This is a genomic window from Stenotrophomonas sp. KH_036_B, from assembly GCF_057839485.1.
On sequence record NZ_CM174491.1, the window covers coordinates 482,473 to 507,705 of the forward strand.

Below are 25,233 nucleotides of genomic sequence, written 5' to 3' on the forward strand. Positions count from 1 at the left end.
CAGAAACAAGCCCGTAGAAATGACGTCGCGAGACTTTGCTCGCTCAATCTAATGGAGCTCGAGTGCCATCCATAAGAGACATCGGGGTCGTAGCCGCGACGGCTACTGCCCTACTCATCAGTGCAGAAGCATCTGCTGCGATGAAAGCCCTGAGTCGTGCCAACTGTCTGTTGTTCGTCAATGAATCAATCACGTATGACAGGCCGCTTTTCAGGAGAATGCCGGGATCAGCCGCGAGCACCCATCATGCGCAAGGTGAACTGAAGCCGAGGCACACCCTGGGGGCGCCCAACAATGGAACGGTTTGGTGGCGGTTTCGCGCGGGCGACCAGTCGCACAACGAGCGGATCACGGTGAAGGGCTACCACACTTGGATTTTCAGGGGCAAGGTAAATGTCGAAAACACTTACGCAGTCAACTGCAATCTGACCGAATGGTGATCTTCATGAATACTATGGCCGTGTCGTTGCTGATTGCTGCGTCGCTGTACAGTGCGCCGAGCTTCAGCGCCCAGAACGAAGTGGATGCGGTAGGAAAGTGGTTGAATGAGCGAACCATGCGCGCCGCAATGGAAGACAGCAGCAATGGAGTGCGCCGCTCGTCTGAGCAGGGTACCTATCAGGTCATTCCCCTGTCTGAGTTGGATGCACCCGAAGAAGTCAAGCAACACTTCCGTAGCGAAATAGCTCTAAGTCGAGCCGGAGTGCGACGGGTTTCCAATGGCGAGATCCCGTCGCAGGGCCAGCTGACCTCTTCGCTTCCGAGAACCGTACGTTCCAACGCAGAACTGCGTAGGCGATTGCCTTCGCCGCCATCCGATCTCCAAAGCACAATTCTCGGTGCGGCGGAGCTGATCGGAATGGAGCCAAGCGGCGCACTGGATGGGCTCAAATCCACCGGTCTAACCCGTTTCTATCGCGTGAATGGCCTGGGTATCGTCGAGTTCAATGAACACAACTTTCGTGCCCCAGGCAGCAAAGTAGAAGTGATTGCAGAGTTTCAGAACATCCGCGTTAACGGTGTGCCTGCGCAGCTGGAACAAGTCTCGGATGATCTCGGGCGCAGCCGCGCAACGTTGGAATGGGCAGGGGAAAACAAGGCCTACTCGCTGATCGCTATCGGGGAAGGCGACGTGGCGCAAAAAGCCATCGTGTTGCAACAGATCGCCGCTGGTGTGAAAGATTGATACGACGGCGATAACGGCTCAACGCTTCCACGTGCTGTCCTCCGGTAGGGTCGCTCGACAGACGACTTCCGATAACGTCGATCAGCGCAATGGCGGCATGACCTTTGCCGAAAGTGTCTCAAACGGTCGATGTCGTTCGGCATCACGCGCATCATCGGCCGCTCACCGGTATCGGCGGTCGTCTGTCGGGCGACCCTACCGCGGGTTGACGGGGTCGCGCGCATATCGCTGCGCGATCATCGCGCAGACGATCAGCTGGATCTGGTGGTAGATCATGATCGGCAGCACGATGGCGCCCAGGCTGCCGCCGGCGAACAGGATCTTGGCCATCGGCACGCCGGTGGCCAGGCTCTTCTTGGAACCGCAGAACAGGATGGTGATGCGGTCTTCGCGGTTGAAGCCAAGCCGCCGTGACAGGAATGCAATCGTCGGCATGGCGATGCCCAGCAGCACCGCCGCCACCACCGCCACGGTGAGCAGCGACAGCAGCGGGGTCTTGCTCCACAGCCCTTCGTTCACTGCTTCACCGAACGCCGAATACACCACCAGCAGGATCGTGCCCTGGTCGGTGTAGCGCAGCAGCGCGCGCTGCCGTTCCACCCACCCGGCGATCCACGGGCGCAGCAGGTGGCCGGCCACGAAGGGCACCAGCAGCTGCAGCATGATGCTAAGGATCGCCTGGCCGGGGTTGTGCATGCCGCCCTGTGTGCCGGCCAGCAGGGCTAGCAGCAGCGGGGTGAGGAACACGCCGAGGATGCTCGACAGCGAGGCGCTGCACACAGCGGCGGGCACATTGCCACGCGCCAGTGATGTGAACGCAATGGAGGACTGCACCGTGGACGGCAGCGCGCACAGGAACAGCACGCCGATGTACAGCTCGGGGGTGAGCAGCCAGCCATCCAGTGGCTTGAAGGCCAGCCCCAGCAGCGGGAACAACGCGAACGTGCACGCCAGGATGGTGAGGTGCAGCCGCCAGTGCAGCATGCCCGCCACGATGGACTCGCGCGACAGCCGCGCGCCGTGCAGGAAGAACAGCGCGGCAATGGCCACATCGGTGACATCGTCCAGCACCATCGCGGCGGCGCCGTGCATCGGCAGGAACGACGCCAGCAGCACGGTGCAGAGCAGGGCGAGGGTGAAGTTGTCCGGTCGCAGGCGCGACCACCAGCGGGTCATGGTGGGCAGGCTCCTGTAGAGCAGGGGGCGGTGGTGCGTCGCTACAGACGCAGGCTTGCACGGGCCTTCAGCAGCTCGCGCATCTCGTACTTGTCAGTATCGTCCAAGCCGTGTTGTCGCTGCTTGGCGTTAAGGTCATCGATCCGCTGGAGCAGCAGCTGCTTCTCCATCTGCACCACTGCGTCGTGCAGCTCCTCGGTCCAGCTGGCTTCGTCGCCGGCCAGTGTCTGCGCGGCCAGCTTGTGCAGCGATTCCTGCTCTTCACGACCGTCGAAATGCTCCAGCAGTGCACCGGTCCTGATGTCCGGGCGCTGCTCGACCAGGGTCAGCAGTTCGATCAGCAATTCCACGCCCGGCAGGCGCAGGCCGCCGAAGTGGTGGCCTTCCAGGGTCATGGCCAGCGAGGGCTGCTGCAGCAGGATCGCAATGGCCGCGCGCACCAGGCTGCGCCGCTGCGCCGGGGCGACCGCGCGCGGCGGCGGGCGCTGTGCCGGTGCGGCCGTCGTGTTGTTGCCCAGCCCGGTCAACGTGGCCAGCTGCTGCTTCATCAGGTCGCCGAAGGCGCCGTCCGGAATCTGCGCCAGCATCGGGCGTGCGCGCTCGGCCAGGCGCGCCTTGCCGTCCAGCGTGGTCATGTTGACCTCGCGGGTAAGTTCATCGAAGAAGAACTGCGACAGTGGCGTGGCCTGCTTGAGGCGTTCGTCGAAGCCTTCCTTGCCTTCCTTGCGGACGATGGTGTCGGGGTCTTCGCCATCGGGCAGGAACAGGAAGAACGCCTGGCGCCCGTCCTTCATGCGCGGCAGCACCGACTCCAGCGCGCGCCAGCCGGCGCGGCGGCCGGCGGCGTCACCGTCGAAGCAGAAGAACACGTCCGGCGCGTTGCGGAACAGCAGCTCGGCGTGTTCCGGCGTCGTGGCCGTGCCCAGCGTGGCCACCGCCTGGGTAACCCCGAACTGGAACAGCGAGACCACGTCCATGTAGCCCTCGACCACGATCAACCGCTCGATCTTCTGGTTGGCCTGGCGCACCTGCCACAGGCCGTACAGCTCGCGTCCCTTGTGGAACAGCGCGGTTTCCGGCGAATTGAGGTATTTCGGGCCGTCGTCCTTCTCCATCACCCGGCCGCCGTAGGCGATCACGCGGCCACGGCGGTCGAAGATCGGGAACATCACCCGGTCGCGGAACTTGTCGTAGACGTGGCCGCGGTCGTTCTTGGAGAACATGCCGGCACGGTCGAGCAGCTTCATGCGCCGCTCGTCCTTGCCCAGTGCATCCTTCAGCGCGCTGTAGCCATCCGGCGCGTAGCCGATGGCAAACCGCGTGCGGTTCTCCTCGTCCACGCCGCGCTGGTCCAGGTAGGCGCGGGCCTTGTCGCTGCCTTCCAGCGCCTTCTGGAAGAAGCGCGTGGTGGCGTCGAGTGCGGAATAGAGGTCGCGGCTGTCATCCTGCTGCTGCGCGGTGCGCGGCTGGGTGTCGCGCGGCACTTCCATGCCGACCCGCTTGGCCAGCTCGTCGACGGCGTCGAGGAACTCCAGGCGGTCGTAGTTCATCAGGAAGCTGATCGCGGTGCCGTGCGCCCCGCAGCCAAAGCAGTGGTAGAACTGCTTGGTGGGTGAGACCGTGAACGACGCCGATCGCTCGTCATGGAACGGGCAGCGCGCCGAATATTCCTTGCCCTGTCGCTTCAGCGGCACGCGACTGCCCACCACTTCGACGATGTCGGAGCGGGCCAGCAGGTCGTCGATGAACGCGTCGGGGATACGGGCCATGGGCAGCAGGCAGGGGGCGTGACCGGCAACGGCCACGCACGGAAGCGGGGGACCCCACTAGTCTACTAGCTGGCGCTGCCTTCGCCCGGTTTCGGCGGGACGATCCCGGCTTCGGCCAGGTGGACGCGTGCACGCAGGCGCTCATCGATCACGGCGGTCATCAGCGCGCCCACGAAGAACACCACCGTGGCGTAGTAGATCCAGACCAGCGAGATCACCAGCGCGCCCATGGAGCCGTAAGCACTGCCGGGCGCCACCGTGGCGATGTACAACCCGATCGCATACCGCCCCAGCGCGAACAGCGCAGCGGTGATCGCCCCACCGATGAAGGCCTGTCGCCATGCCACGCGGCGGTCGGGCAGGTAGTGGTAGAGGAAGGCGAAGCCGACCGTGTACAGCAGCAGGCTGGTCAGGTAGCCGATGGCGGGCAGCACCGAGGGCAGCTGCGCGAAGGCCACCTGCAGCATGGTGGTGGCGGTCATCGACAGGATCAGCAGGAACCCCAGCGCCAGCACCACGCCAAACGAGAACACACGTTTGCGCAGCCAGGCCACGATCCCATCCAGGCGTTCGCCGCTGGTGTTGAAGATGAGGTTCAGTGCGTTCTGCAGCTGCGCGAATACGGCGGTGGCGCCGATGAACAGCAGCAGCGTGCTCCACAGGCCGGCCAGGGAACCCACGTCCGGCTGGTTGTCGGCGTTCTGCAGCACCGTATCGGCCACCGTGGCCGCACTGCTGCCGGCCACATCGCTGATCTGGCCGATCAGCGCCTGTTGCGCGGGCGGGTACAGCGAGGCGGTCAGCCACAACAGCAGCACCAGCAGCGGTGCCATCGACAGCAGGGCGTAGAAGGAGACCGAGGCGGCCTGGGTGAGAACGTCGATCTCGACGAAGCGCTTGCCTACCGCGACCGGGAAGCTGCGTTCGAGCCGGTCCACGTACTTGCGCAGGCGGGGCGGAACGCCGCTGTGCGGGTGTGCGGGCGTGGGCGTGGGGGAAGGAGGCAGCGAAGACATGCCTGGATTTCTAGCAGGCCCGGGTCGAAGGCCGGGTGAAACGCGTGCGGTGGCGTGCCGCGTGCACCGACCAGCGGTCGGCGCCTAGCGCGGGGATCGACCGACGGTAGGCACACGCGCAGCGCGGGCATACCGTGGGTCGTGTCCCTCGTGCACTCAAGCGGCCAGCTGCTGCTTGACCAGCTTGGACACCAGGCCCATGTCGGCCTGACCGGCCAGCTTCGGCTTCAGCGCGCCCATCAGCTTGCCCATGTCGGCCGCGCTGGTGGCGCCGGTTTCGGCAATGGCGGCCTGGATGGCGGCCACGATCTCGGCTTCGCCCATCTTGGCCGGCAGGTAGGTATCGATGATGACCAGCTCGTCGCGCTCGATCTGGGCCAGGTCTTCACGGTTGGCCGCTTCGAACTGGGTGATCGAGTCCTTGCGCTGCTTGACCATCTTGTCCAGCACGGCAATCACGGCGGCGTCGTCGAGCGTGATGCGCTCGTCCACTTCGCGCCGCTGGATGTCCGCGTTGATCAGGCGGATCACGGAAAGCTTGTGCTTTTCGCCCGCCTTCATGGCGGCCTTCATGTCATCGGTGAGCTGCTGCTTCAGGCTCATGAAACACCTCGTGTCGGTGAAAGGGTGGGGCAAGGGCGCGCGACCGATGGAAACGCAAAAAGCCGGTAACGCTTGCGCGTTCCGGCTTCGGCTCCGCCGCGACAGGCCAGGCCTGCCGCATCGAAGTTGCGTCCGATCAGTACAGGCGCTGACGCTTGGTGACGTCGCGCGACGAGCGGCGCAGCTGACGCTTCACAGCAGCAGCAGCCTTACGCTTACGCTCCTGGGTCGGCTTTTCGTAGAACTCGCGCTTGCGGGTTTCGGCCAGCACGCCGGCCTTTTCGCAGGTGCGCTTGAAGCGACGGAGCGCAAACTCGAAGGGCTCGTTCTCGCGGACTTTAACGCTGGGCATGGAATCTCCGGGACACAGTAGAACCGGGTCACGCCCGGTGAGAGCCGCACATTATAGCGGCGACAAAAGAAGTTGCAACCCACCCCGGCAAAATTCCTGGCCTGAGGTAGTGAAGGGCACGTCGGCGGTACATCTGCCAAGGCCTCAAGGGGTCCATAATACCGGTTATGCGAGTACTTGGTATCGAATCTTCCTGCGATGAGACCGGCGTGGCGGTGTATGACACCTCCCGCACCGGTAGCGACGCCCTGCGCGCCCACACGGTCTACAGCCAGATCGCCCTTCACGCCGAATACGGCGGGGTGGTGCCCGAGCTGGCCAGCCGCGACCACGTGCGCAAGCTGCTGCCACTGATCCGCCAGACCCTGGCCGAGGCCGGGTTGGGCGTGGGCGACATCGACGGGGTGGCCTACACCGCCGGTCCGGGCCTGGTCGGCGCGCTGCTGGTCGGCGCCGGCGTGGCCCGTTCGCTGGCGTGGGCGTTGGAGGTGCCTGCGGTCGGCGTACATCATATGGAAGGCCACCTGCTGGCCCCGCTGATGGAAGAAGACCCGCCGGAGCCGCCGTTCGTGGCGCTGCTGGTGTCCGGTGGTCACACCCAGCTGGTGGCGGTTGACCGGATCGGTCAGTACCGGCTGCTGGGCGAGACCCTGGACGACGCGGCTGGCGAAGCCTTCGACAAGACCGCCAAGCTGATGGGCCTGCCTTACCCGGGGGGGCCCCAGCTGGCCGCCCTGGCTGAACGCGGTACGGCGGGAAAGTTCAGGTTCACCCGCCCCATGACCGACCGACCGGGGCTGGATTTCAGCTTCTCCGGCCTGAAGACCCAGGTGCTGCTGGCCTGGCGCGACAGCGACCAGAGCGAGCAGACCCGCGCCGACATCGCCCGCGGCTTCGAAGATGCCGTGGTCGAGACCCTGGCGATCAAATGCGAGCGCGCGCTGGATGCGGCCGGCACCGACGTGATCGTCGTGGCCGGTGGCGTGGGCGCCAACAAGCGCCTGCGGGCCAGGCTGCAGCAGATGGCAGAGCGTCGTGGCGGCCGTGCCTGCTTCCCGCGCCCGTCGTTGTGCACCGACAACGGCGCCATGATCGCCTTCGCCGGCGCGCTGCGCCTGGAAGCGGGCCAGCACAACCCGCCGCAGGTGCAGGTCACCCCGCGCTGGGACATGGCGACGCTGCCGGCGGTGTAGGGGCGGCAGTTCCATCGATTCCTTTGATACTGAGATGGTGCCAGCAGTTTTGTCCGCGCCCGCGCCGCATGCTGTTGGGAACGAGGAGTGATCATGTTCAAAATCGATCTCAAGAAGGTGGTCACCGTCGGCGCCGTCAGGGACGCCAACACGCGGCTCATGTCCGGTGCCCACGCAACCGGACGCTTCATTGGCAGCGCACCGGGCAGCACCATCTCGCTTCAGTTGACCTCGGAGCAGATCAACCAGGCCGGTAGGGTTGCCTTCAACTCATTGAAGCGGCGGTAGTCATGAGCGGGCCGCATGTCACCTACGGCACGCGCATCGGTGTCCTGAACCTGGCATCTGACGTATTCGAATATGAAGTAACGTCCAGAGTGGATTGACCCCGGCGCAGGGCCCGTCAAGCACCGGTTCCAGGCACGTTCTGCCCCGCCCCGTTACCATGGTCGCCATCTTTCACGTGGCACTCCTATGGACAAGGTATTCATCGAAGGGCTTGAGATCGATGCCCTGATCGGGATCTACGATTGGGAACGGCGGATCCGCCAGACCCTGCGTTTCGACCTGGAAATGGGCTTCGACAACCGCGTCCCGGCCGCCAGCGACGACATCGCCGATACCCTCAACTACAAGGCCGTGAGCAAACGCATCGAGCAGTTCGTGCGTGAGTCCGACTTTGGCCTGGTGGAAACCCTCGCCGAGCGCATCGCCGAGATCGTGCTGCGCGAATTCAACGTGCAATGGCTGCGCCTGAAGCTGAGCAAGCCCGGTGCCGTGCGCGGCGCCAAGGCCGTGGGCGTGATCATCGAACGCAGCGCCGCCTGACGCCACACCCCCGGTAGCGCCTGCCGCTGGCAGGCCCCCGCACGCCCGAGAGAAATCGACACACGATGGTAGACGCCGTAATCGCCGTACAGTTTCTGGAAAACCTGCAGGACACCCTCGAACCCTGGCCCTGGGCCTACAGCGCGCTGGTGCTCTGCGCCCTGGCGCTGGCCGCCTGGCTGGCGAACTTCGTGACCAAAAAGGTCCTGCTGCGCGGCCTGCGACGGCTGGTCCGCCGCCTGCCGGGCAACACCGCCGGCCCCGAGGGCGGCAGCAACCTGCGGGTGATCTCGCGCCTGGCGAACGTGGTGCCCAGCATGGTCATCGCCGCCGGCATCCGCATCGTCCCCGACCTGCCGCCGGAACTGGTGCTGTTCGTGGTGGGCGCGTGCCGGGCGTGGGCCATCCTGACCGTGGCGCTGGCCGTCTCGCACGCGCTGGATGCGGCCAACGAGCTGTACGAACGCCGCCCCGACTCCCGCAACAAGCCGATCAAGGGCTACCTGCAGGTAGTGAAGATCGTGGTCTTCGTCATCGCCGGCTTGTCTATCGTCGCCACCCTGCTGGGCGTGAAGCTCGGCCCGCTGGTCACCGGCCTGGGCGCGGCCACCGCGGTGCTGATGCTGATCTTCCAGGACACCATCCTGTCGCTGGTGGCCAGCGTGCAGATCAGTGGCGATGGGCGCGTGCGGCTGGGCGACTGGATCGAGATGCCCAGCCAGAACGCCGATGGCGATGTCATCGATATCGCGCTGCACACCATTACCGTGCAGAACTTCGACAAGACCATCACCACCATCCCGACCAAGAAGCTGGTCACCGAGTCGTTCAAGAACTGGCGCGGCATGCAGGAAGCCGGCGGGCGCCGGATCAAGCGCGCGCTCTACCTGGACCAGCACAGCGTGGGCTTCGTGGACGCGCCGGGCCTGGCGCGGCTGGAACAGTTCGCCCTGCTGAGCGACTACCTGCGCGACAAGCAGGCCGAACTGGCGCAGTGGAACACCGAGCTGCAGGCCAAGGGCGTGGCGGCGATCAACGCGCGCCGGGTCACCAACCTGGGCACCTTCCGCGCCTATGTGGAACGCTACCTGCGCCAGCACCCCGGGATCCATACGGACATGACCCTGCTGGTACGGCAGCTGCAACCGACCACCGAAGGCCTGCCGCTGGAGGTGTACTGCTTCACGCGCACCACGGCCTGGGCCGGCTACGAAGGCATCCAGTCGGATGTGTTCGACCACCTGCTGGCGATCCTGCCGGCGTTCGGGTTGCGGGTGTTCCAGGCCTCCAGCGATGCCATGTTGATGGCCGCGCAGCAGCAGCGGGGCGGCGCAGAGTAAGCTCCCCTGCTGCCCGGCGAAGCGTGAGCAACGTCAGGGAATTCCCCCCGGGGAAGAAAAATGAACGCCAAAATCATTCACAACGGGTCCGGGAACGCTAGAATCCCGGCCTTGTAAACGTTTTCATAAGGATAGCCGGTGGCCTCCGATCGCATCGAAACCCTCATTGCCCAGATGACCGTCGAAGAAAAAGTCGGCCAGCTGGGTGTGTTCGCGGACATGGTCCGGCCGTTCGCCCCGGACGTGAACCCCGAAGCCAACGTCAGCAACGCCGACCAGGTGCTGCAGCAGGTGCGCGAGGGCAAGGTGGGCTCGCTGTTCAACGGCGTGGGCGTGGAAGCCGGCCGCCGCATCCAGCAGGTGGCGCTGGAAGAGAGCCGCCTGCGTATTCCGGTGATCCTGGCCGCCGACGTCATCCACGGCATGCGCACCGTGTTCCCGATCCCGCTGGGCGAAGCCGCCAGCTTCGAGCCGGACCTGGCCGAACGCACCGCCCGCGCCACCGCCATCGAAGCGACGGCGGCCGGCCTGCACTGGACCTATGCCCCGGCCGTGGACATTGCCCGTGACCAGCGCTGGGGCCGGGGTGCCGAAGGCGCCGGCGAAGACGTGGTGCTGGGCTGTGCGTTCGCCGCCGCCCGCGTGCGCGGCTTCCAGGGCCCGGACCTGCGCGCGGCCGACGCGCTGCTGGCCACGCCCAAGCACTTCGCCGCCTACGGTGCGGTGATGGCCGGCATGGAATACAACATGGTGGACATCTCGCCGCAGACCCTGCGCGACGTGCACCTGCCGCCGTTCAAGGCCGCCTTCGACGCCGGCGCGCTCACCGTCATGTCGTCCTTCAACGACATCAACGGCGTGCCCGCCAGCGCCAACGCCGAGCTGCTGACCGACATCCTGCGCGGGGAGTGGAACTTCCCGGGCGTGGTGATTTCCGATTACACCGCCGACATGGAGCTGGTGGCGCACGGCTACGCGGCCGACGACCGCGATGCCACCGCCAAGGCGTTCACCGCCGGGCTGGACCTGAGCATGCAGAGCGGCTTCTATGCCGAGCACCTGCCGGGCCTGATCGAGAGTGGCGAAGTGCCGATGGCCACGCTGGACGAATCGGTACGCCGCATCCTCAACCTGAAGGAAGCGATCGGCCTGTTCGACGACCCGTACCGTTCGCTGGACCTGGTGCGTGAAGCGGATACCGCGCACATCGCTGCGCACGACGCGCTGTCGCGCGATGCCGCGCGCCGCTCGATCGTGCTGCTGAAGAATGACAACAACGTGCTGCCGCTGCGCAGGAATGGGCAGAAGATCGCGCTGATCGGGCCGTTCGTGCAGGACCGCGACAACATCGAAGGCTGCTGGACGCTGTTCGGCGACAAGTCGCGCTACGTCACCCTGGAGGCCGGCGTGCGTGCGGCCATCAGCGATGAGAGCCTGCTGGAGATCGTGCCGGGCTGTGATCTGGAAGCGGCCGTGCAGGACGGTATCGAACAGGCGGTGGCTGCCGCGCTGCGCGCCGACGTCGTGGTGCTGGCGCTGGGCGAGCCGCAGCGTTACAGCGGCGAGGCGCAGTCGCGGGTGGAAATCACCCTGCCGCCGGCGCAGCAGGCGCTGGCCGAAGCGGTGGCCATGACCGGCAAGCCGCTGGTGGTGCTGCTGCGCAACGGCCGCGCGCTGGCACTGCAGGGCGCGGTGCGCAATGCGCACGCCGTGGCCATTACCTGGTACCTGGGCACCCAGACCGGACCGGCCGTGGCCGACGTGCTGTTCGGGGACTACAACCCCTCCGGCCGCCTGCCGGTGAGCTTTCCGCAGGTGTCCGGCCAGCAGCCGTTCTTCTACAACCACGCGCGTACCGGCCGCCCCGAGCTGCCCACCATGTCCGAGTTCAAGGCACGCTGGCGCGAGATTCCGAACGCGGCGCTGTACCCGTTCGGCCACGGCATCGGCTACACCACCTTCGGTTACGGCGTGCCGCAGCTGAGCAGCGCCTCGCTGGGCTGGAATGACACGCTGGAGATCAGCACCACCCTGACCAACACCGGCGCGGTCGCCGGCGAGGAAGTGGTGCAGCTGTACATCCACGACCGTGTGGCCAGCCGCGTGCGGCCGGTGCGTGAGCTGAAGGACTTCCGCAAGGTGGCGCTGCAGCCGGGCGAAAGCACGCAGGTGCGCTTCACGCTGGACCGCCATGCGCTGGGGTTCACCGGCCGCGATGGCGTGTTCCGTGCGGAGCCGGGGCAGTTCGAGCTGTGGGTGTGCGCATCGTCCGCGAGCGGCGAAGCGGTCATCTTCGAGCTGCTGGCCGGTTGACGTACTGCCAGGCAGGGCCTGGCACTACCGTCATCGGTATTCCACGCCTCACCGGCTACGCTGGCGCCTTCGTGATACCGATGGAGCCGTGCGCATGCGCCTGATCAAGATCCTGCTTCCCACGCTGATGCTGGCTGCCTGCAGCCAGCCCAACGCGCCGGCCAATGACGCTGCCGCGCCTGCGACCTCACCACCGGCCACGACCGCCACGGCGCCCGAAGACGCGCCGCAGGCGGGGTTGTCGCCGGATGCGGTGGAACCCAGCACCGCCGCCACGCCGGATACGGCGCCGCCCGTAGCAGGCACCGATTCGGCCGCGACGCCCGCCACGGCAGCGGCCGAGGGCGACGCACGTGAGCGCATTACCCGACTGCTGGGCGATGCCGATCAGTACGAGAGCGTGTTCAACGAGCTGCAGCGCGGCGTAGCGGCGGGCGACCGGGCCGCAGTGGCCGGCCTGATGCGGTATCCGGTGCGGGTCAGCATCGCTGGCAAGAGCCGGAAGATCGCCGATGCGGCCACGTTCCAGCGCGACTACGACACGATCGTGACGCCGCCGCTGGCCACGCTGATCGCGGCGCAGAAGTTCGACACCTTGTTCGTCAACTGGCAGGGCGTGATGCTGGGCCAGGGCGAGGTGTGGATCAACGGCAAGTGCCTGGACAAGGACTGCGCCAAGGCCGAGGTGAAGGTCAACAACATCGGCGAATGACGCAACGGCGTGCGGACCAACGGTCCGCACCTGCCGATGATGTGTCGCCGGCAGGTGTCGACCGTTGGTCGGCACTCGCTCTCAACCCTTCGGCGTGAGCTTCAACAGCTTGCCGTTGCTGCCGTCTTCCAGCAGCCAGATCGCACCATCCGGGCCCTGTTCCACTTCGCGGATACGCTCGCCCATCAGGAAACGCTCGGCTTCGCGTGCGTTGTCGCCATCGAAGGCCACGCGCACCAGCGACGTGGAGGACAGCCCACCGATGAAGCCGCTGCCGGTCCACTGCGGGAACAGCTTGCCGCTGTAGATGATGAAGCCGGCCGGCGAAATCACCGGCGTCCACGTCACCTTCGGCGCGGCGAACTCCGGGCGCGTGCTGTGGTCGGGAATATCGCGGCCGTCATAGTGGTTGCCGTTGGACACGATCGGGTAGCCGTAGTTGGCGCCGCGCGTGATCAGGTTCAACTCATCGCCACCGGCCGGGCCCATCTCGTGCACCCACAGCGTGCCGCGCGCATCGAAGGCGATGCCCAGCGCGTTGCGGTGGCCCAGCGACCACACCTGCGCCGCCACGCCGCCCTGGGAGGCGAAGGGGTTGTCGGCCGGCACGCTGCCGTCGTCGTTGAGGCGGATGATCTTGCCCAGGTTCGTGGCCATGTCCTGCGCCGGGTCGAACTTCTGGCGTTCGCTCGAGGTGATCCACAGCTTGCCGTCCGGGCCAAAGGCCAGGCGGTGACCGTAGTGGCCCTTGCCTTCCACCTTCGGCGTCTGGCGCCAGATCACCTTGAAGTCCTGCAGCGTGCCGCTGCCATCGGCGGCCAGCACCAACCGGGCGCGACCCACGGCGGCGCCGCGCGTGTCGTTCTCGCCTTCTTCGGCGTAGCTCAGGTACACCAGCTGGTTGCTGGCGAACTTCGGGTGCGGCAGGACATCGCCGAAGCCGCCCTGGCCGCCGTAGGCAACCTTCGGCACGCCCTTGATATCGGCGCTCTTGCGGGTCTGCACGTTGAAGTGCTTCAGCGCGCCTTGCTTCTCGCTGACCAGCAAGCTGCCATCGGGCAGGAAGCTCATCGCCCAGGGTTGGTCGAAGCGGGCGAATTCGGTGGCCGTGAACGGCCACTGGGCCTTCTCAAGGGCAGGCGCGGCGGCTTTCCCGGGCGTGTCGGCGGCGACACAGGCGGTAGTGAACAGGGCCGGGGTGGCGGCAAGGGCGATGCTGAGCAGCAGGCGGCGGGTCATGGGAAATCTCCGGAAGGGGACGCGAATGGCCAGCCGTTGTTGTACACCATGGCCATCAACGCAGCGTGGACCATACGTCATCCCCCGTAGGCGGGTGCTCCTGAATCGGCTACCGTAGGCCCCGGCTGCCGCCATCAAAACGGAGTTTGATCAATGAAAGCACAGGTAAACAAACCGTCGCCGGCGTTCATCGCCGCGTCCTGGACCGCGTTGCTGCTGGGGGCCGCCGCTTACCTGGTCGGTCTGTTCAATGCCGAGATGGCGCTCAACGAGAAGGGCTATTACCTCACCCTGCTGTTGTTCGGCCTGTTTGCCGCGGTGTCCCTGCAGAAGAGCGTGCGCGACCGCGTCGAAGACATTCCGGTCAGCGGCCTGTACTACGCGCTGTGCTGGTTCGCGCTGCTGGCGTCGCTGATGCTGCTGCTGGTGGGCCTGTGGAACGCCACGCTGGTGCTGAGCGAAAAGGGCTTCTACGGCATGGCGTTCGCGCTCAGCCTGTTCGGCGCGGTGGCGGTGCAGAAAAACACCCGCGACCTGATGGCCGCGGGTGAGGGTGTGACGGTTGAAAAGCCCTCGCGCGTTCCGCCGCTGCCCAGCGGCGACTGAGTGCACGTGCAGCCGTGCGGTACTCAGGTGCCGCGCGGTACGCCCTTGTCCAGGTGCGCCTGGTGCAGGGCGGTGGACTCATCCCAGCCACGGCGCACCGCATTGCGGGCCTGTTCCCAGGTGAGTTTGCTGGTGGCCTGCTCACGCGCCCAGCGCGATTGCAGCTCTGCTTCCACCTGTTCGTAGGCTTCAATCACTTCATCGGCACGGGTACGCGTGTGCCGGGTGCTGTAGCCGAGGTAATACGCCGGTTCGTAATCATCGAACTGCTGGCTGCTGTCGTAGTAAGGCTCTGCGCTGAAGCGCTCGCGCCAGTAATCCGAGACCGCTTCGCGCGGCACGCCGTCTTCCGGCACCCGGCCGGGAATCTGGTAATCAGGGCTCATGTCTGGCTCCGGTGGGGTGAGGCTTCAACCTACCTGCCTGCCGGTTAACGCCACGGGCGCGTGGGGTGAATGTTGGATCAACGCGGGCACAGGGCGGTGCCATGGATGGCGCTGCCACGCAGGGCGTGGCACTACTGTTTGCGTGGCAGCAGGTAGATGACCGCGCCCACCGCGAACGCGATCAACGCGGCCGCAATGTTCTGCCAGCTCGCACTGGCAAACAGGGCCAGGCACAGCACCAGCGCCAGGATCGGAATCAACGGGCCGCCCGGCAGTTTCAACGCACCAGGTCGGTCGCGGAAGCGCCGCGCCAGCACGATTACGGCCGCCGCGGTGCCGATATAGGCGAACAGGCGCGTGGTCATCGACAGCAGGGCCAACTGCACGAACGACCCCGACAGCGCCAGCGCCAGCGCGATCAGCCCTTGGGTGATGATCGCCGCCGCCGGCGTGCGGAAGCGCGGGTGCACCTGCGCCAGCAGTTTCGGGCCGTAGCCGTCGCGGGCCAGCGCGAACAGGAAGCGTGGGCCCATCATCATCGTGTTGCTGTTGGTGCCCAGGATGGAGATCGTGGCGCCCACGGTGAGGATCAGCGCCAGCGCCTCACCGCCGAAACCGGCCGCCGCGTCGGCGAGCGGCGTGGCCGAATCCGCCAGGCCAGGCAGCGTGCCCTGCGCGATGAACTGCACCGCGCCATAGATCACCGTCACCGTGATGATCATCGTGATCAGCGCGAACGGGATGTCACGGCGCGGGTTGCGGTACTCGCCGGCCGCGGCCGGAATGTTCTCGAAGCCGGCATAGGCATACAGCAGCAGCAACGCCGCCTCGCCCATGCGCTGCAGGTCGTGCGGGTCGGGGCGGGTGCCGGAGAAGGCCAGGTCCGTGTCCACGTAGAACGCGCCGATCGCCACGAACAGCAGCAGCGGCAGCATCTTGCCGATCACCAGCACGATCCCGGTGCGCGCCGCCGAGCGCACGCCGGCCACGTTCACCGCCGTGAGGAAGCCCAGCGACACCACGATGATCACCACCCGGCCCACGTCATGTCCGGCCCACGGCCAGAACCGCGCCACGGCGTCGGCCAGCGCGTTGCTCAGCGCCGCCGCCGAACTGATCCGGGTCAGCCAGATCATCCAGCCGATCTCGAAGCCGGCGAACCGCCCGAATGCCTCGCGTGCGTACAGGTAGCTGCCGCCCGCCTCGTCGAAATAGCTGGCGGCCTGCGCGTAGCACAGCACCAGCAACGCCACCACGATGCCCGCCGCTACCACGCCCCACAGGCTGAACGGGCCCAGCAGCAGCACGGTGGCTGCCGGCAGCAGGTAGATGCCGCTGCCGATCACATCGTTGATCGACAGCCCCACGATCTGCCAGCGGCTGACCGCGCGTTCCAGCTGCGGTTCGGCGGGGCTGCTCATCGGGCCGCCCCCGCTCGCGGGGGCAGGGAAGGCAATGCCCAGTCGTGCTGCAGCCGCTGGTACTGCGCGCGCGGCAGCAGCACGAACACCGGCTTCGCCGCCGGGTCCAGCCATTTCAGCAGGGCGTGCATGTGCTCGGGCTGCATCGCCGTGCACCCGGCGGTGGCTTCACCGGGGGTGCGCCACAGGTGGGCGAAGATGCAGCTGCCCCTGCCCGCTTCGCCGCCCGGGTTGTGCTCGATCACGAAGCCCTCGCGGTAACGCACGTCGCCCTTGTTGTGCAGGTCCAGCCGCATCGGTTCGGTGGACCCTTCCACCGCCTCCGAACCGACCACGTCGGCGTCGACGATGCGGTTGTAATACTTCGAATCCGGCACGTCCATGCAGTAGCTGCTGGCGAGCATCGGCTGGTAGGGAAGGGCGGTATCGGCCTTGCCGGCATACCCGAACGCAGTGCCGATGAAGAACATGCCCGCGGGGCTGCGCCCGTCGCCTTCCCGTTTGACCGGCTCGCCGGGCCGCTGCGCGCCCGCATCGGTGGGGTTCGGTCGCAGGCCCACCCCCCAGGCGCTGCCGCTGCGGCCCACGGCCACCTCGAACGGCGGCCCTTCAGCCTGCCAGCCCTTCGTATCGTCAAAGCTGTACGCCTGGAGGGCGCCGTGGGTGGCATCCCAGCCATCGGTGGTGACCACGATCATCTGGCGGGTGTCCTGCACCAGTGCGACCGGCGAACCCAACGCGGCGGCGGGCAGGGCGCTGGCAACCAGCACGACGGCAAGGGCGGAACGCAGCAGCGGCAGCATCGTGGCGTACTCCGGGAATCAGGTGTCGATCAGGTGTTCGATCCGTTCCAGGTTCACCCCGAGCTGGCGGTGGCGGTCCGGGTTGGCGTGGCAGAGCAGCACGAACACGAAGTCCAGCAGCGACTGCAAAGCAGAACGGTACAACAGTTGCGCCACGTGCGGCGCCGGATCGTGCGCGCAGACCACCAACGCGCCGTCGGCGTGCGCGCGCAGCGGGTTGGCACTGTGCCGGGTGATCGAGACCACCTTGCCACCCACGTCCTGGAACTGGCGCGAGAGCTGGAACAGCTGCGGCAGCTTGCCGAATTCGGAGAACACCAGCATCACATCGCCGGGGCGTGCGGCCGACAGGTTGGCCATCATCAGGATCGGGTCGGCGTGGTGCACGGTGAGCATGCCCAGCAGCGACAGGCGCATCGCGAACTCGCGCGCGTACAGCCCATCGTCGCCCAGCCCGTAGACGAATACCTTCGGCGCCCCGTCGATCAGCCGCACGATGGTCTGCACGTCGGCCTGTGCATTGGCCAGCCGGGTCTCCTCGTCGGCGGCGCTGCGGCTCAGGCGCAGGCGCTCGGCCAGCTGCGCGTAGTCGTCGCCGGTCTCGGCGGACGGCGGCACGGCACCCGCGTCGCTGCCGGCGCGCGCCACGGCCTGGCCGATCGAGTACTTCAGATCCGGGTAGCCCTTGAAGCCCAGCTTCTGGCTGAACTTCACCACGCTGGACTGGCTGATGCCCAACGCGCTGGCCAGCTGCTGCGACGAGTAATCGCGCAGCAGGTGGGCGTTGTCGAGGATGAAGTCGGCGATGCGGCGTTCGATTGCCGACATGTGGTCACGCTCGGAGCGGATTTTCACCAGGGGCGGCATGGAGGACGCGTTGGTTCCTGTGTGTGGGAGGTGTAGAGCCACGCCCTGCGTGGCTGACGTACACCGGGACCGCGCGATGCAGCCACGCAGGGCGTGGCTCTACGGCGTGAGGTTACCAGCGCGGGGGTGTAATCATCTCCAGACCCCGTACTTCCGTGATGCCCAAGCCCGGCGCGTCGCTGATGGTGATCTCCGACTCGTTGAAATGTACCCCGCCGGTGACCGGATTGAATTGCCCCAGCGACGGGCCGTCCAGGTCCACCTTGGTGATGATCTCGCTCTTGGCCACCGCCAGGTGCACCGCCGCGGCCACGCTGATGCTTGACTCGATCATGCAGCCGATCATGCACGGCACGCCATAGATGGCGGCGATGTCGGCAATGCGGATCGCGTTGGAGAGCCCGCCGGTCTTCATCAGCTTGATGTTGATGATGTCCGCCGCGCGCTGCTGGATCAGGTCGAACACCTGGCCCGGGTTGAACACGCTTTCATCGGCCATCACCGGCGTATTGACCCGGTCGGTGACGTACTTCAGCCCGGTGATGTCGGCCGCCTTCACCGGCTGCTCCAGCAGCTCCAGCACCACCCCGGCCTCTTCCAGCGTGCGCATGGCGTGCACCGCCTGCTTGGCGGTCCAGCCCTGGTTGGCATCCAGCCGCAGCAGCGCACGGCCCTGCACGGCGGCGTGGATCGCCTTGACCCGCTCGATATCCAGCCCGATGTCCTTGCCGACCTTGATCTTCAACGACTCGAAGCCGCGGTCGATCGCCGACAGCGAATCGGCCACCATCTTGTCGATGTAATCCACGCTGATGGTGATGTCGGTGGTGATCACCGGATCGCCGCCGCCCAGCATCTGGTACAGCGGCGCGTTGTGCAGCTGCGCCCAGAGGTCGTACACCGCGATCTCCACCGCGGCCTTGGCGCTGGTGTTGCGCTCCATCGACGACTGGATCAGCGCGCAGAGGCGGTTGAGGTTGGCCACGTCCTGGCCGATCAGGCGCGGCTTGATGAAGCGGTCGATGGCTTCGATGATCGAACCGTGCGTGTCGCCGGTGATCACCGCCGTGGCGGGGGCCTCGCCGTAGCCGGTGTGGCCGGTATCGGTGCGCACCAGCACCACCACGTCTTCCACGGTGTCCACGGTGCGCAGCGCGGTCTTGAACGGGGTTTTCAGCGGCACGCGCAGCATGCCAAGTTCAATGTCGGTAATTTTCATCAAGGAGTCTGTGGCCGGATGCGCTGGATGTTGGTGATGCGGTCGATGTAGCTCACGGTGTCGCTGGCCATCATCGGCTGCAGCGGAGTCACCGAAACACCGTTGAGATGGGCCTGCACCCGATGGCCGTCGTGGCCGAACCAGCTGCCGCCGGCGGTGTCGTGGATCATCCACGTCTGCCCGTCGAGCTGCCCGATGGTCACCATGACGTGGCCGGGGATGTAGACTAGGTCGCCCACCTGCAGCTGCTGCACGGCGGCGTTGCGCGTGGCCTTGCCGTCTTTTTCGCGGAAGGCGATGCGGTCCAGTGCCGGGCTCACGGCCTGTGCGCTGGTGTTGCGCGGCATCAGCACGCCGAAGCTGCGGTAGATCTCGGACACGAAGCCGCTGCAATCGCGGGTGTCGTAGGAATGGCCCCAGCCGTAGCGTTCGCCCAGGAACTTGAAGCTCTGGGTGAGCAGGTTGCGCGGGGTCAGCGGCAGGTAATCGCTGGCGGTGTCCTGCGAACGCGGCAGCAGCGCCGGCACCAGCGCCAGCGTGCCGTCGTCGTTGCGCACCGGCAGCTGCACCACGTGCGCGGCGTGCGCCTGCTGGCCGTTCACGGTCTGGTGGAGCGGCCAGTCGGCCAGCACCGGCACGCGCACGCCCATGTCCAGTTGCAGCCGGGAAACGCGCGGTTCTTCCGGCGTAAACGCGGTGAAGGCGGTGGCGCCGGTGATCACCCGGTAGGGCCCACGCTGGCCGTAGCCGAACACGGCCTCGGCGCTGCCGATGCCGACGAAGCGCTTCTCAATCCACGCCGCGTAGCGCTCGCTGGTGACGAACAGCCAGTGGCCGTCGGCACTCTCATGCAGCACCGCCACCGCGTCGCCCGGGAACAGCGCCGACTCCTGGAAGCGGTCGATATCGGTGTCGCCCTGCGTGGTGAACACCCGCAGCGTGGTCGGGAACGCCCGCAGCGCCGCGCGGTGTGTGACCAGCCCGTACTGCAGCGGGCGCTGGGCGGGAATGGCCGCCAAGGCGAGGTTCGCCTCGATGGCGGTACGCGCGGTGCCTGCAATCGGTTGTTCGTCTTCGCCGAACAACGGCTTCTCCGGCCAGCGCGACAGTGCCTGGATGTCGGCCAGCACCCGCTCGCGCGTCAGCTGGGCCGGGAGCGCCCGCAGGTCATGAATCGAGTGGTCCTCGGCGCGCATGCGCGCGTTCTGCGCAGCAATGCCGGCGGCATCGAGGATCACGCGATCGGCATCGGGCAACCGGTCTGCCCAGAACGCCGGATCGAGATAGGCCTCGCGCAACCCGATGACCCCGCCGAACGCGGGCGGCGGCGCAAAGGGCGCTTGGGCCCAGGTCGCGCCGGCGGGCAGCAGCACCAGCGCCGCCAGCAAGGCGCGGGCCGGCCACGCAAGCCGCACGGAGCGGCGGGGGGAAGCCTGGATCATGGAGCGGTCATCCTCCTCGGAAGCGTCAGGAATATTTATTCGTTTCGATGGCGAAAGCAAGAATAAATTATTGACCACCTGTCAGGCCCGTGTTACACAGCGATTACCACCTGCACCTGGGAAGTGTCGCCGTGGATCCTGTTGTACGCAAACCGCGTTCGCTCCACCACATCGCATGGCGCACGGCGGCTTGCCTGCTGCTGGCGGCGCCGTCGGTATGGGCGCAATCCATGGCGACGCTGCCCGAGGTAATCGTCGCCATCGACCAGGGTCGCTTTGCGGCGGCCGACGCCGACATCGGCAAGGCGCTCGCGGACCCGTCGGTGGGCCCGCACCTGCGGGATGACTACGCCTTCCAGCGCGAGCGCATGCGCCGCATGCGGCTGGATTTCAGCTTGGAGGCCGCCGCCGCCAAGGCCCTGCTGCGCAAACAGATTCCGGACCTGCGCGACGACGAGTTCGTGCGCTGGGAGGCCGCCGGCCTCATGGAACACCTCGATATCGACGGCCAGCGCCGCTACTTCAAGCGCGCACCGGCCAACCTGTTCCGGCTCAGCGGCGAGGCCCGCGCGCGGCGTGCACCGGGCGTGCCGCTGCCGGTGGACGGCCCGTACGAGAACCTCGCCCCGCACCATCGCGAGGTGATCGCCGCCGCCCAGGCCAGCGGCGCCACCAGCGTGGTGCCGCGCCGGGTGGAGGTCACCCAGTCGCTCACGGTAAAGGCCGACGCGGTGCCGGACGGCGCGCTGCTGCGTGCCTGGATTCCGTACCCGCGCGCCATTCCGGGCCAGCAGGAAGACATCACCTTCCTCGGCGCCACGAACTGGATCGATGGCATCGACGGCAGCTTCATCGCGCCCGAAACAGCGCCCCAGCGCACGCTCCAGATGGCGAAAAACGCAGTGGCGGGCCAGCCCACCCGCTTCGAGATCCGCTATGCCGTGACGGTGTATGCCCGTCATTTCAACATCGATCCTGACAAGGTGCTGCCCACCCCGAACGATCCGGCGCTGCAGCCCTACCTGTCCGAGCGCGCGCCGCACGTGGTATTCACCCCGGCGCTGCGCGCGTTCTCGCAGCGTGTGGTCGGTGGCGAGACCAACCCGTACCGCATTGCCAGCAAGCTGTTCGACGCCGTCGACCAGATTCCCTGGGCCGGCGCCCGCGAGTACTCCACCCTCTCCAACATCAGCGATTACGCCCTGCATGCCGGCCATGCCGACTGCGGGCAGCAGACCCTGCTGCTGATCGCGCTGCTGCGGCTCAACGGCATTCCCGCGCGCTGGCAATCGGGCATGGTCTATTCGGACGACGCGGTGGGCTACAACAACCTGCACGACTGGGGCGCGCTGTACCTGGCCCCGTACGGCTGGGTCCCGATGGATGTCACCACCGGCCGCCTGGACAGCCCTGAACCCGCGTTGCGCGACTTCTACTTTGGCGGGCTGGATGCGTATCGCATCGCCTTCAACGACGACTTCCAGCGGCCGCTGGTCCCGGCGGCGTCATTCGCACGCGCGGACAACGTCGATTCGCAGCGCGGCGAAGTCGAATGGTCCGGCGGCAACCTGTATTTCGATCAATGGAATTACGACTTCCAGTCGCACGTGGTGCCACTGGAGTCGACGCGGTAATCGGCGGTATCACCATTTTCACCCTTGAAGGAGAGAGCAGGGAATGAAAGCGAACAGTTTGAAGCGGGCGGCGCTATGCGTTGCATTGGGTGCGTGCTTTGGCAGCGTGCTGCCCACGGTGGTGTACGCGCAGGCAGTGAGTGGTGCGGTGGCCGGTCGGGCCAGCGCGGGTGACCAGGTCACCGTGGTCAGCACCAGCACCGGCCTCACCCGTACCGTCACGGCCAGCACCGATGGCAGCTACCGCCTGGGCCAGCTGCCGGTGGGCGACTACCAGCTGCAGCTCAGCCGCGACGGGCAGAAGCTCGGCGAACCGGTCGCGGTCAGCGTGGCGATCGGGGGCACCACGACGGTGAACCTGGCCAGCGGCGGCGGGGTGGTCAATCTTGATGCGCTGCAGGTGGTCGGCACGCGCGTGGTCAACCGCGTCGATGTGTCCACCACCGAAACCTCGTTCAACGTCAACCGCCAGGAACTGCAGCGTCTTCCCGTCGCGCAGGACCTCAGCGCCGTGGCGCTGCTGGCACCGGGCGTGGTTGGCGGCAACTCCACCTTCGGCGGCCTGTCGTTCGCCGGTTCGTCGGTGGCGGAGAACGCGGTGTTCATCAACGGCCTCAACGTCACCGACATGTACACCCGGCGCGGCTTCTCCAGCGCACCGTTTGCTTTCTTCAGCGAATTCCAGGTCAAGACCGGCGGTTACTCGGTGGAGTTCGGCCGCTCCACCGGCGGGGTGATCAACGCGGTGACCCGCTCGGGCAGCAATGAGCTGCAGGGCGGCGTGGAAGTCACTGCCGAACCCAGCGCGTGGCGCTCCAGCGGCCGCGACCATTTCCACCGCGATGGCACTCCGCACTCGTATGCCAGCCGCGACGACAACTCGTTCTTCAAGACCAATGTCTGGGGCTCGGGCGCACTGGTGCAGGACAAGCTGTTCCTGTTCGCCATGTACGAAGACCGCAACGACCATGGCCACAACACCTCGTCGGATGCGCTGACGTGGTTCAAGAACGAAGCCAACAACGGCTTCTGGGGTGCCAAGCTCGACTGGAACATCACCGACAACCACACCCTGGCGCTGTTGGCGTTCTCCGATGAAGGCGACGTCACCAACGCCTCCTACAACTACGACTGGGATGACAGCCGGATCGGCGCATGGGGCGGCGACTCGGTGACCGAAAGCGGCGGCCGCAATTACTCGGCCACCTATACCGGCCACTTCGGTGAGAACTTCACCGCACGTGCCATGGTCGGCCAGAACAACCAGCGTGCGTTCACCCGGTCCTCGCTGGACGAAGCATGCAGCCCGGTGTTCACCGACGCCAGCTACGCCTCGCGTCTGTACCAGCTCAACGGCCTGCGCCCGGGCTGCCACCCGACCGGCGCTGCCGTGGCCGAGCGCGACGACACCCGCGACGCAGCCCGCCTGGACTTCGAATGGCAGCTCGGCCGCCACCTGTTGCGCTTCGGCGTGGATCGCGAGTTGATGACCACCGAGCAGTCCACCCGCTACCCGGGCCCGACCCAGCTCAGCTACACCGCCTACGTGGCCCGCCCGGGCGATGAAGTGTGGGACGGCGCCAACGCCTACGTGCCGGCCGGCGTCACCGAGATGCTGCGCGGCCGCAACCGCGTATCCGGCGGCACCTTTGAAACCGAAGCCAACGCCTTCTACCTCGAAGACATCTGGAACATCACCAACAACCTCATGCTCAACCTGGGCGTGCGCTGGGACCGCTTCGAGAACCGCACCGCCGATGGCGATGCCTTCATCAAGATGGACGACCTCATCGCACCGCGCGTGGGCTTCTCCTGGGACGTGAAGGGCGACTCCACCACCAAGCTGTTCGGCAACGCAGGCCGCTATTACCTGCCGGTAACCAACAACATCAACGTCAACTTCGCCGGTGGCCTTACCGACGAATACTCCTACTACGTCCTGCAGGGGTGGCAGCAGCAGGCCAACCCGGTCACCGGCGCGCCGTACATGGCGCCGATCATCGGGCAGCAGATCGGCCCGACCGACACCCGCATGAACACCGGCGCGGCCGACCTGCGCCAGAGCGTGGATCGCGACCTCAAGGCGGTCTATCAGGACGAATACATCCTGGGCTTCCAGAGCATGATCAACCCGGCCTGGTCGTGGGGCGTCAATGCCACCTACCGCACCATGGAACGCGCACTGGACGACCTGCGCCTGAACTACACCCCGTGCGGCCCGACCGGTACCACCCTGTGGCCGATCGCCAACCCGGGTGAAAGCCTGACCATCTGGGGCGACTCCAGCATCGGCTGCACCACCGAAGGCTGGATCACCATCGACACGGCCAACAGCGGCTACCGCAAGGGCGGCAGCGGCGAAGTGGTGGGCTATTCCAAGCCCAAGCGCACCTACAAGGCGCTGGAGTTCCAGCTCGACCGCGCGTGGGACGAGAAGTGGCTGTTCAACGCCTCCTACCTGTGGTCGCGCAGCGACGGCAACTTCGAAGGCCCGGTCAACTCCGACACCGGCTACGGCGACACCGGCATGGTCCAGCATTGGGACCATCCGTCCAACAACGAACGCTATGGCGTGCTGTTCAACGACTTCCGCCACCAGTTCAAGCTGCGCGCCGCTTACGCTCTAAATGAACAGTGGTCATTCGGCACCACCCTGCAGGTGCAGTCCGGCGGCCCGGTCACCGCCTTCGGCGTGATGTGGCCCAACGACACCGTGGCCGGTGGCAGCACCTCCAATGAAAGTGGCGGCGGCGGCACTGGCTGGTTGTGCGTGGCCAACTGCTCCGGCCCGTACGACCAGCGCCAGTTCGAGTACAGCCCGCGCGGTGCGTATGGCCGCCTGCCGTGGACCTGGACCATGGGCGCCAACGTCACCTGGCGTCTGCCGGTGGAAGGTATCGACCTGAGCGCACGGCTGTCGGTGTTCAACCTCTTCAACAACCAGACCGTCATCAACGTCCACCAGCGTTACGAAGCCCAGCCGGGCCAGTACCGCGAGAACACCTTCAATACCGGCACCCGTTGGCAGGCCCCGCGTTACACCCAGCTGATGGTGACCTGGAACTTCTGATCGGACAGCGCGGGGGACGGCAGCGTCGTCCCCCGCGTCAATGGCCGACCTACCGCGG

Annotated in this window: 23 protein-coding genes; 11 read left to right on the plus strand and 12 right to left on the minus strand. The window is 66.5% G+C overall.

The features are described 5' to 3' along the window. The first annotated feature begins 140 nt into the window (after positions 1-140). Together AC3ITN_RS02120 and AC3ITN_RS02125 are read left to right on the plus strand one after the other, a co-directional pair. On the plus strand, positions 141-440 hold the full coding sequence (locus AC3ITN_RS02120; protein ID WP_489391910.1) for a hypothetical protein: 300 nt from the start codon (positions 141-143) through the stop codon (positions 438-440). Between the two features lie 5 nt (positions 441-445). Beyond that, positions 446-1,186, plus strand: a complete 741-nt coding sequence (locus AC3ITN_RS02125; protein WP_489391911.1) for a hypothetical protein — start codon at positions 446-448, stop codon at positions 1,184-1,186. A gap of 195 nt (positions 1,187-1,381) precedes the next feature. Here AC3ITN_RS02125 and AC3ITN_RS02130 read toward each other — a convergent pair whose 3' ends face one another. From AC3ITN_RS02130 to rpsU, 5 genes are all read right to left on the minus strand, one after another. Further along, entirely contained in the window at positions 1,382-2,362 is a 981-nt protein-coding gene (locus tag AC3ITN_RS02130) for a bile acid:sodium symporter family protein (protein WP_489391912.1), read from the minus strand. A 41-nt stretch (positions 2,363-2,403) separates the two neighbouring features. Continuing rightward, positions 2,404-4,131, minus strand: coding sequence for a DNA primase (dnaG, locus tag AC3ITN_RS02135; RefSeq protein WP_489391913.1), 1,728 nt, complete (start codon positions 4,129-4,131; stop codon positions 2,404-2,406). A 65-nt stretch (positions 4,132-4,196) separates the two neighbouring features. Next, positions 4,197-5,147 (minus strand): YihY/virulence factor BrkB family protein, encoded by a 951-nt coding sequence (locus tag AC3ITN_RS02140; RefSeq protein WP_313347746.1) that lies wholly within the window; start codon positions 5,145-5,147, stop codon positions 4,197-4,199. A 156-nt stretch (positions 5,148-5,303) separates the two neighbouring features. Then, entirely contained in the window at positions 5,304-5,750 is a 447-nt protein-coding gene (locus tag AC3ITN_RS02145; protein ID WP_489391914.1) for a GatB/YqeY domain-containing protein, read from the minus strand. Between the two features lie 136 nt (positions 5,751-5,886). Next, positions 5,887-6,102, minus strand: a complete 216-nt coding sequence (rpsU, locus tag AC3ITN_RS02150; protein ID WP_002808376.1) for a 30S ribosomal protein S21 — start codon at positions 6,100-6,102, stop codon at positions 5,887-5,889. A 167-nt stretch (positions 6,103-6,269) separates the two neighbouring features. Between rpsU and tsaD the strand changes: the two genes are divergently transcribed. From tsaD to AC3ITN_RS02180, 6 genes are all read left to right on the plus strand, one after another. Beyond that, on the plus strand, positions 6,270-7,295 hold the full coding sequence (gene tsaD, locus AC3ITN_RS02155; protein WP_489391915.1) for a tRNA (adenosine(37)-N6)-threonylcarbamoyltransferase complex transferase subunit TsaD: 1,026 nt from the start codon (positions 6,270-6,272) through the stop codon (positions 7,293-7,295). 93 nt (positions 7,296-7,388) lie between these two features. Beyond that, positions 7,389-7,583 carry a hypothetical protein gene (locus tag AC3ITN_RS02160; RefSeq protein ID WP_313347749.1) on the plus strand — a complete coding sequence of 65 codons (195 nt, stop codon included), beginning with the start codon at positions 7,389-7,391 and terminating at the stop codon, positions 7,581-7,583. Between the two features lie 186 nt (positions 7,584-7,769). Further along, entirely contained in the window at positions 7,770-8,123 is a 354-nt protein-coding gene (gene folB, locus AC3ITN_RS02165) for a dihydroneopterin aldolase (RefSeq protein ID WP_489391916.1), read from the plus strand. 65 nt (positions 8,124-8,188) lie between these two features. Beyond that, positions 8,189-9,463, plus strand: a complete 1,275-nt coding sequence (locus AC3ITN_RS02170; RefSeq protein ID WP_489391917.1) for a mechanosensitive ion channel family protein — start codon at positions 8,189-8,191, stop codon at positions 9,461-9,463. A gap of 138 nt (positions 9,464-9,601) precedes the next feature. Continuing rightward, the gene (locus AC3ITN_RS02175; RefSeq protein ID WP_489391918.1) at positions 9,602-11,776 is read left to right on the plus strand and encodes a glycoside hydrolase family 3 N-terminal domain-containing protein; all 2,175 of its coding nucleotides are present in this window, start codon (positions 9,602-9,604) and stop codon (positions 11,774-11,776) included. Positions 11,777-11,870: 94 nt separating this feature from the next. Beyond that, a complete protein-coding gene (locus tag AC3ITN_RS02180; protein WP_489391919.1) occupies positions 11,871-12,488 on the plus strand; it encodes a hypothetical protein in 618 nt (205 codons plus the stop codon). Positions 12,489-12,569: 81 nt separating this feature from the next. Here the strand turns inward: AC3ITN_RS02180 and AC3ITN_RS02185 are convergent, their stop codons facing one another. Next, on the minus strand, positions 12,570-13,727 hold the full coding sequence (locus AC3ITN_RS02185; RefSeq protein WP_489391920.1) for a PQQ-dependent sugar dehydrogenase: 1,158 nt from the start codon (positions 13,725-13,727) through the stop codon (positions 12,570-12,572). Positions 13,728-13,880: 153 nt separating this feature from the next. Between AC3ITN_RS02185 and yiaA the strand changes: the two genes are divergently transcribed. Then, positions 13,881-14,333: an inner membrane protein YiaA gene (yiaA, locus tag AC3ITN_RS02190; RefSeq protein ID WP_313347756.1), complete on the plus strand. Its 453-nt coding sequence runs from the start codon at positions 13,881-13,883 to the stop codon at positions 14,331-14,333. A gap of 23 nt (positions 14,334-14,356) precedes the next feature. On the opposite strand, the gene AC3ITN_RS02195 is transcribed toward yiaA, so the two are convergent. The 6 genes from AC3ITN_RS02195 to AC3ITN_RS02220 form a co-directional block, all read right to left on the minus strand. Continuing rightward, on the minus strand, positions 14,357-14,719 hold the full coding sequence (locus AC3ITN_RS02195; RefSeq protein WP_489391921.1) for a hypothetical protein: 363 nt from the start codon (positions 14,717-14,719) through the stop codon (positions 14,357-14,359). A 131-nt stretch (positions 14,720-14,850) separates the two neighbouring features. Next, on the minus strand, positions 14,851-16,140 hold the full coding sequence (locus AC3ITN_RS02200) for an APC family permease (RefSeq protein ID WP_313347758.1): 1,290 nt from the start codon (positions 16,138-16,140) through the stop codon (positions 14,851-14,853). Further along, positions 16,137-16,943, minus strand: coding sequence for a L,D-transpeptidase family protein (locus AC3ITN_RS02205; RefSeq protein ID WP_489391922.1), 807 nt, complete (start codon positions 16,941-16,943; stop codon positions 16,137-16,139). Before AC3ITN_RS02205 ends, AC3ITN_RS02200 begins: the two co-directional genes overlap by 4 nt. 18 nt (positions 16,944-16,961) lie before the next feature. Further along, positions 16,962-17,810, minus strand: coding sequence for a MurR/RpiR family transcriptional regulator (locus AC3ITN_RS02210; RefSeq protein WP_489391923.1), 849 nt, complete (start codon positions 17,808-17,810; stop codon positions 16,962-16,964). 112 nt (positions 17,811-17,922) lie between these two features. After that, complete coding sequence (locus AC3ITN_RS02215; protein WP_313347761.1) at positions 17,923-19,029, minus strand: dipeptide epimerase; 1,107 nt, start codon at positions 19,027-19,029, stop codon at positions 17,923-17,925. Then, the gene (locus AC3ITN_RS02220) at positions 19,029-20,471 is read right to left on the minus strand and encodes a C40 family peptidase (protein ID WP_489391924.1); all 1,443 of its coding nucleotides are present in this window, start codon (positions 20,469-20,471) and stop codon (positions 19,029-19,031) included. Before AC3ITN_RS02220 ends, AC3ITN_RS02215 begins: the two co-directional genes overlap by 1 nt. A 131-nt stretch (positions 20,472-20,602) precedes the next feature. On the opposite strand from AC3ITN_RS02220, the gene AC3ITN_RS02225 reads away from it, so the two are divergent. Further along, positions 20,603-22,105 (plus strand): transglutaminase-like domain-containing protein, encoded by a 1,503-nt coding sequence (locus AC3ITN_RS02225; RefSeq protein WP_489391925.1) that lies wholly within the window; start codon positions 20,603-20,605, stop codon positions 22,103-22,105. Positions 22,106-22,148: 43 nt separating this feature from the next. Continuing rightward, the gene (locus tag AC3ITN_RS02230; RefSeq protein ID WP_489391926.1) at positions 22,149-25,175 is read left to right on the plus strand and encodes a TonB-dependent receptor; all 3,027 of its coding nucleotides are present in this window, start codon (positions 22,149-22,151) and stop codon (positions 25,173-25,175) included. Positions 25,176-25,233 lie beyond the last annotated feature (58 nt).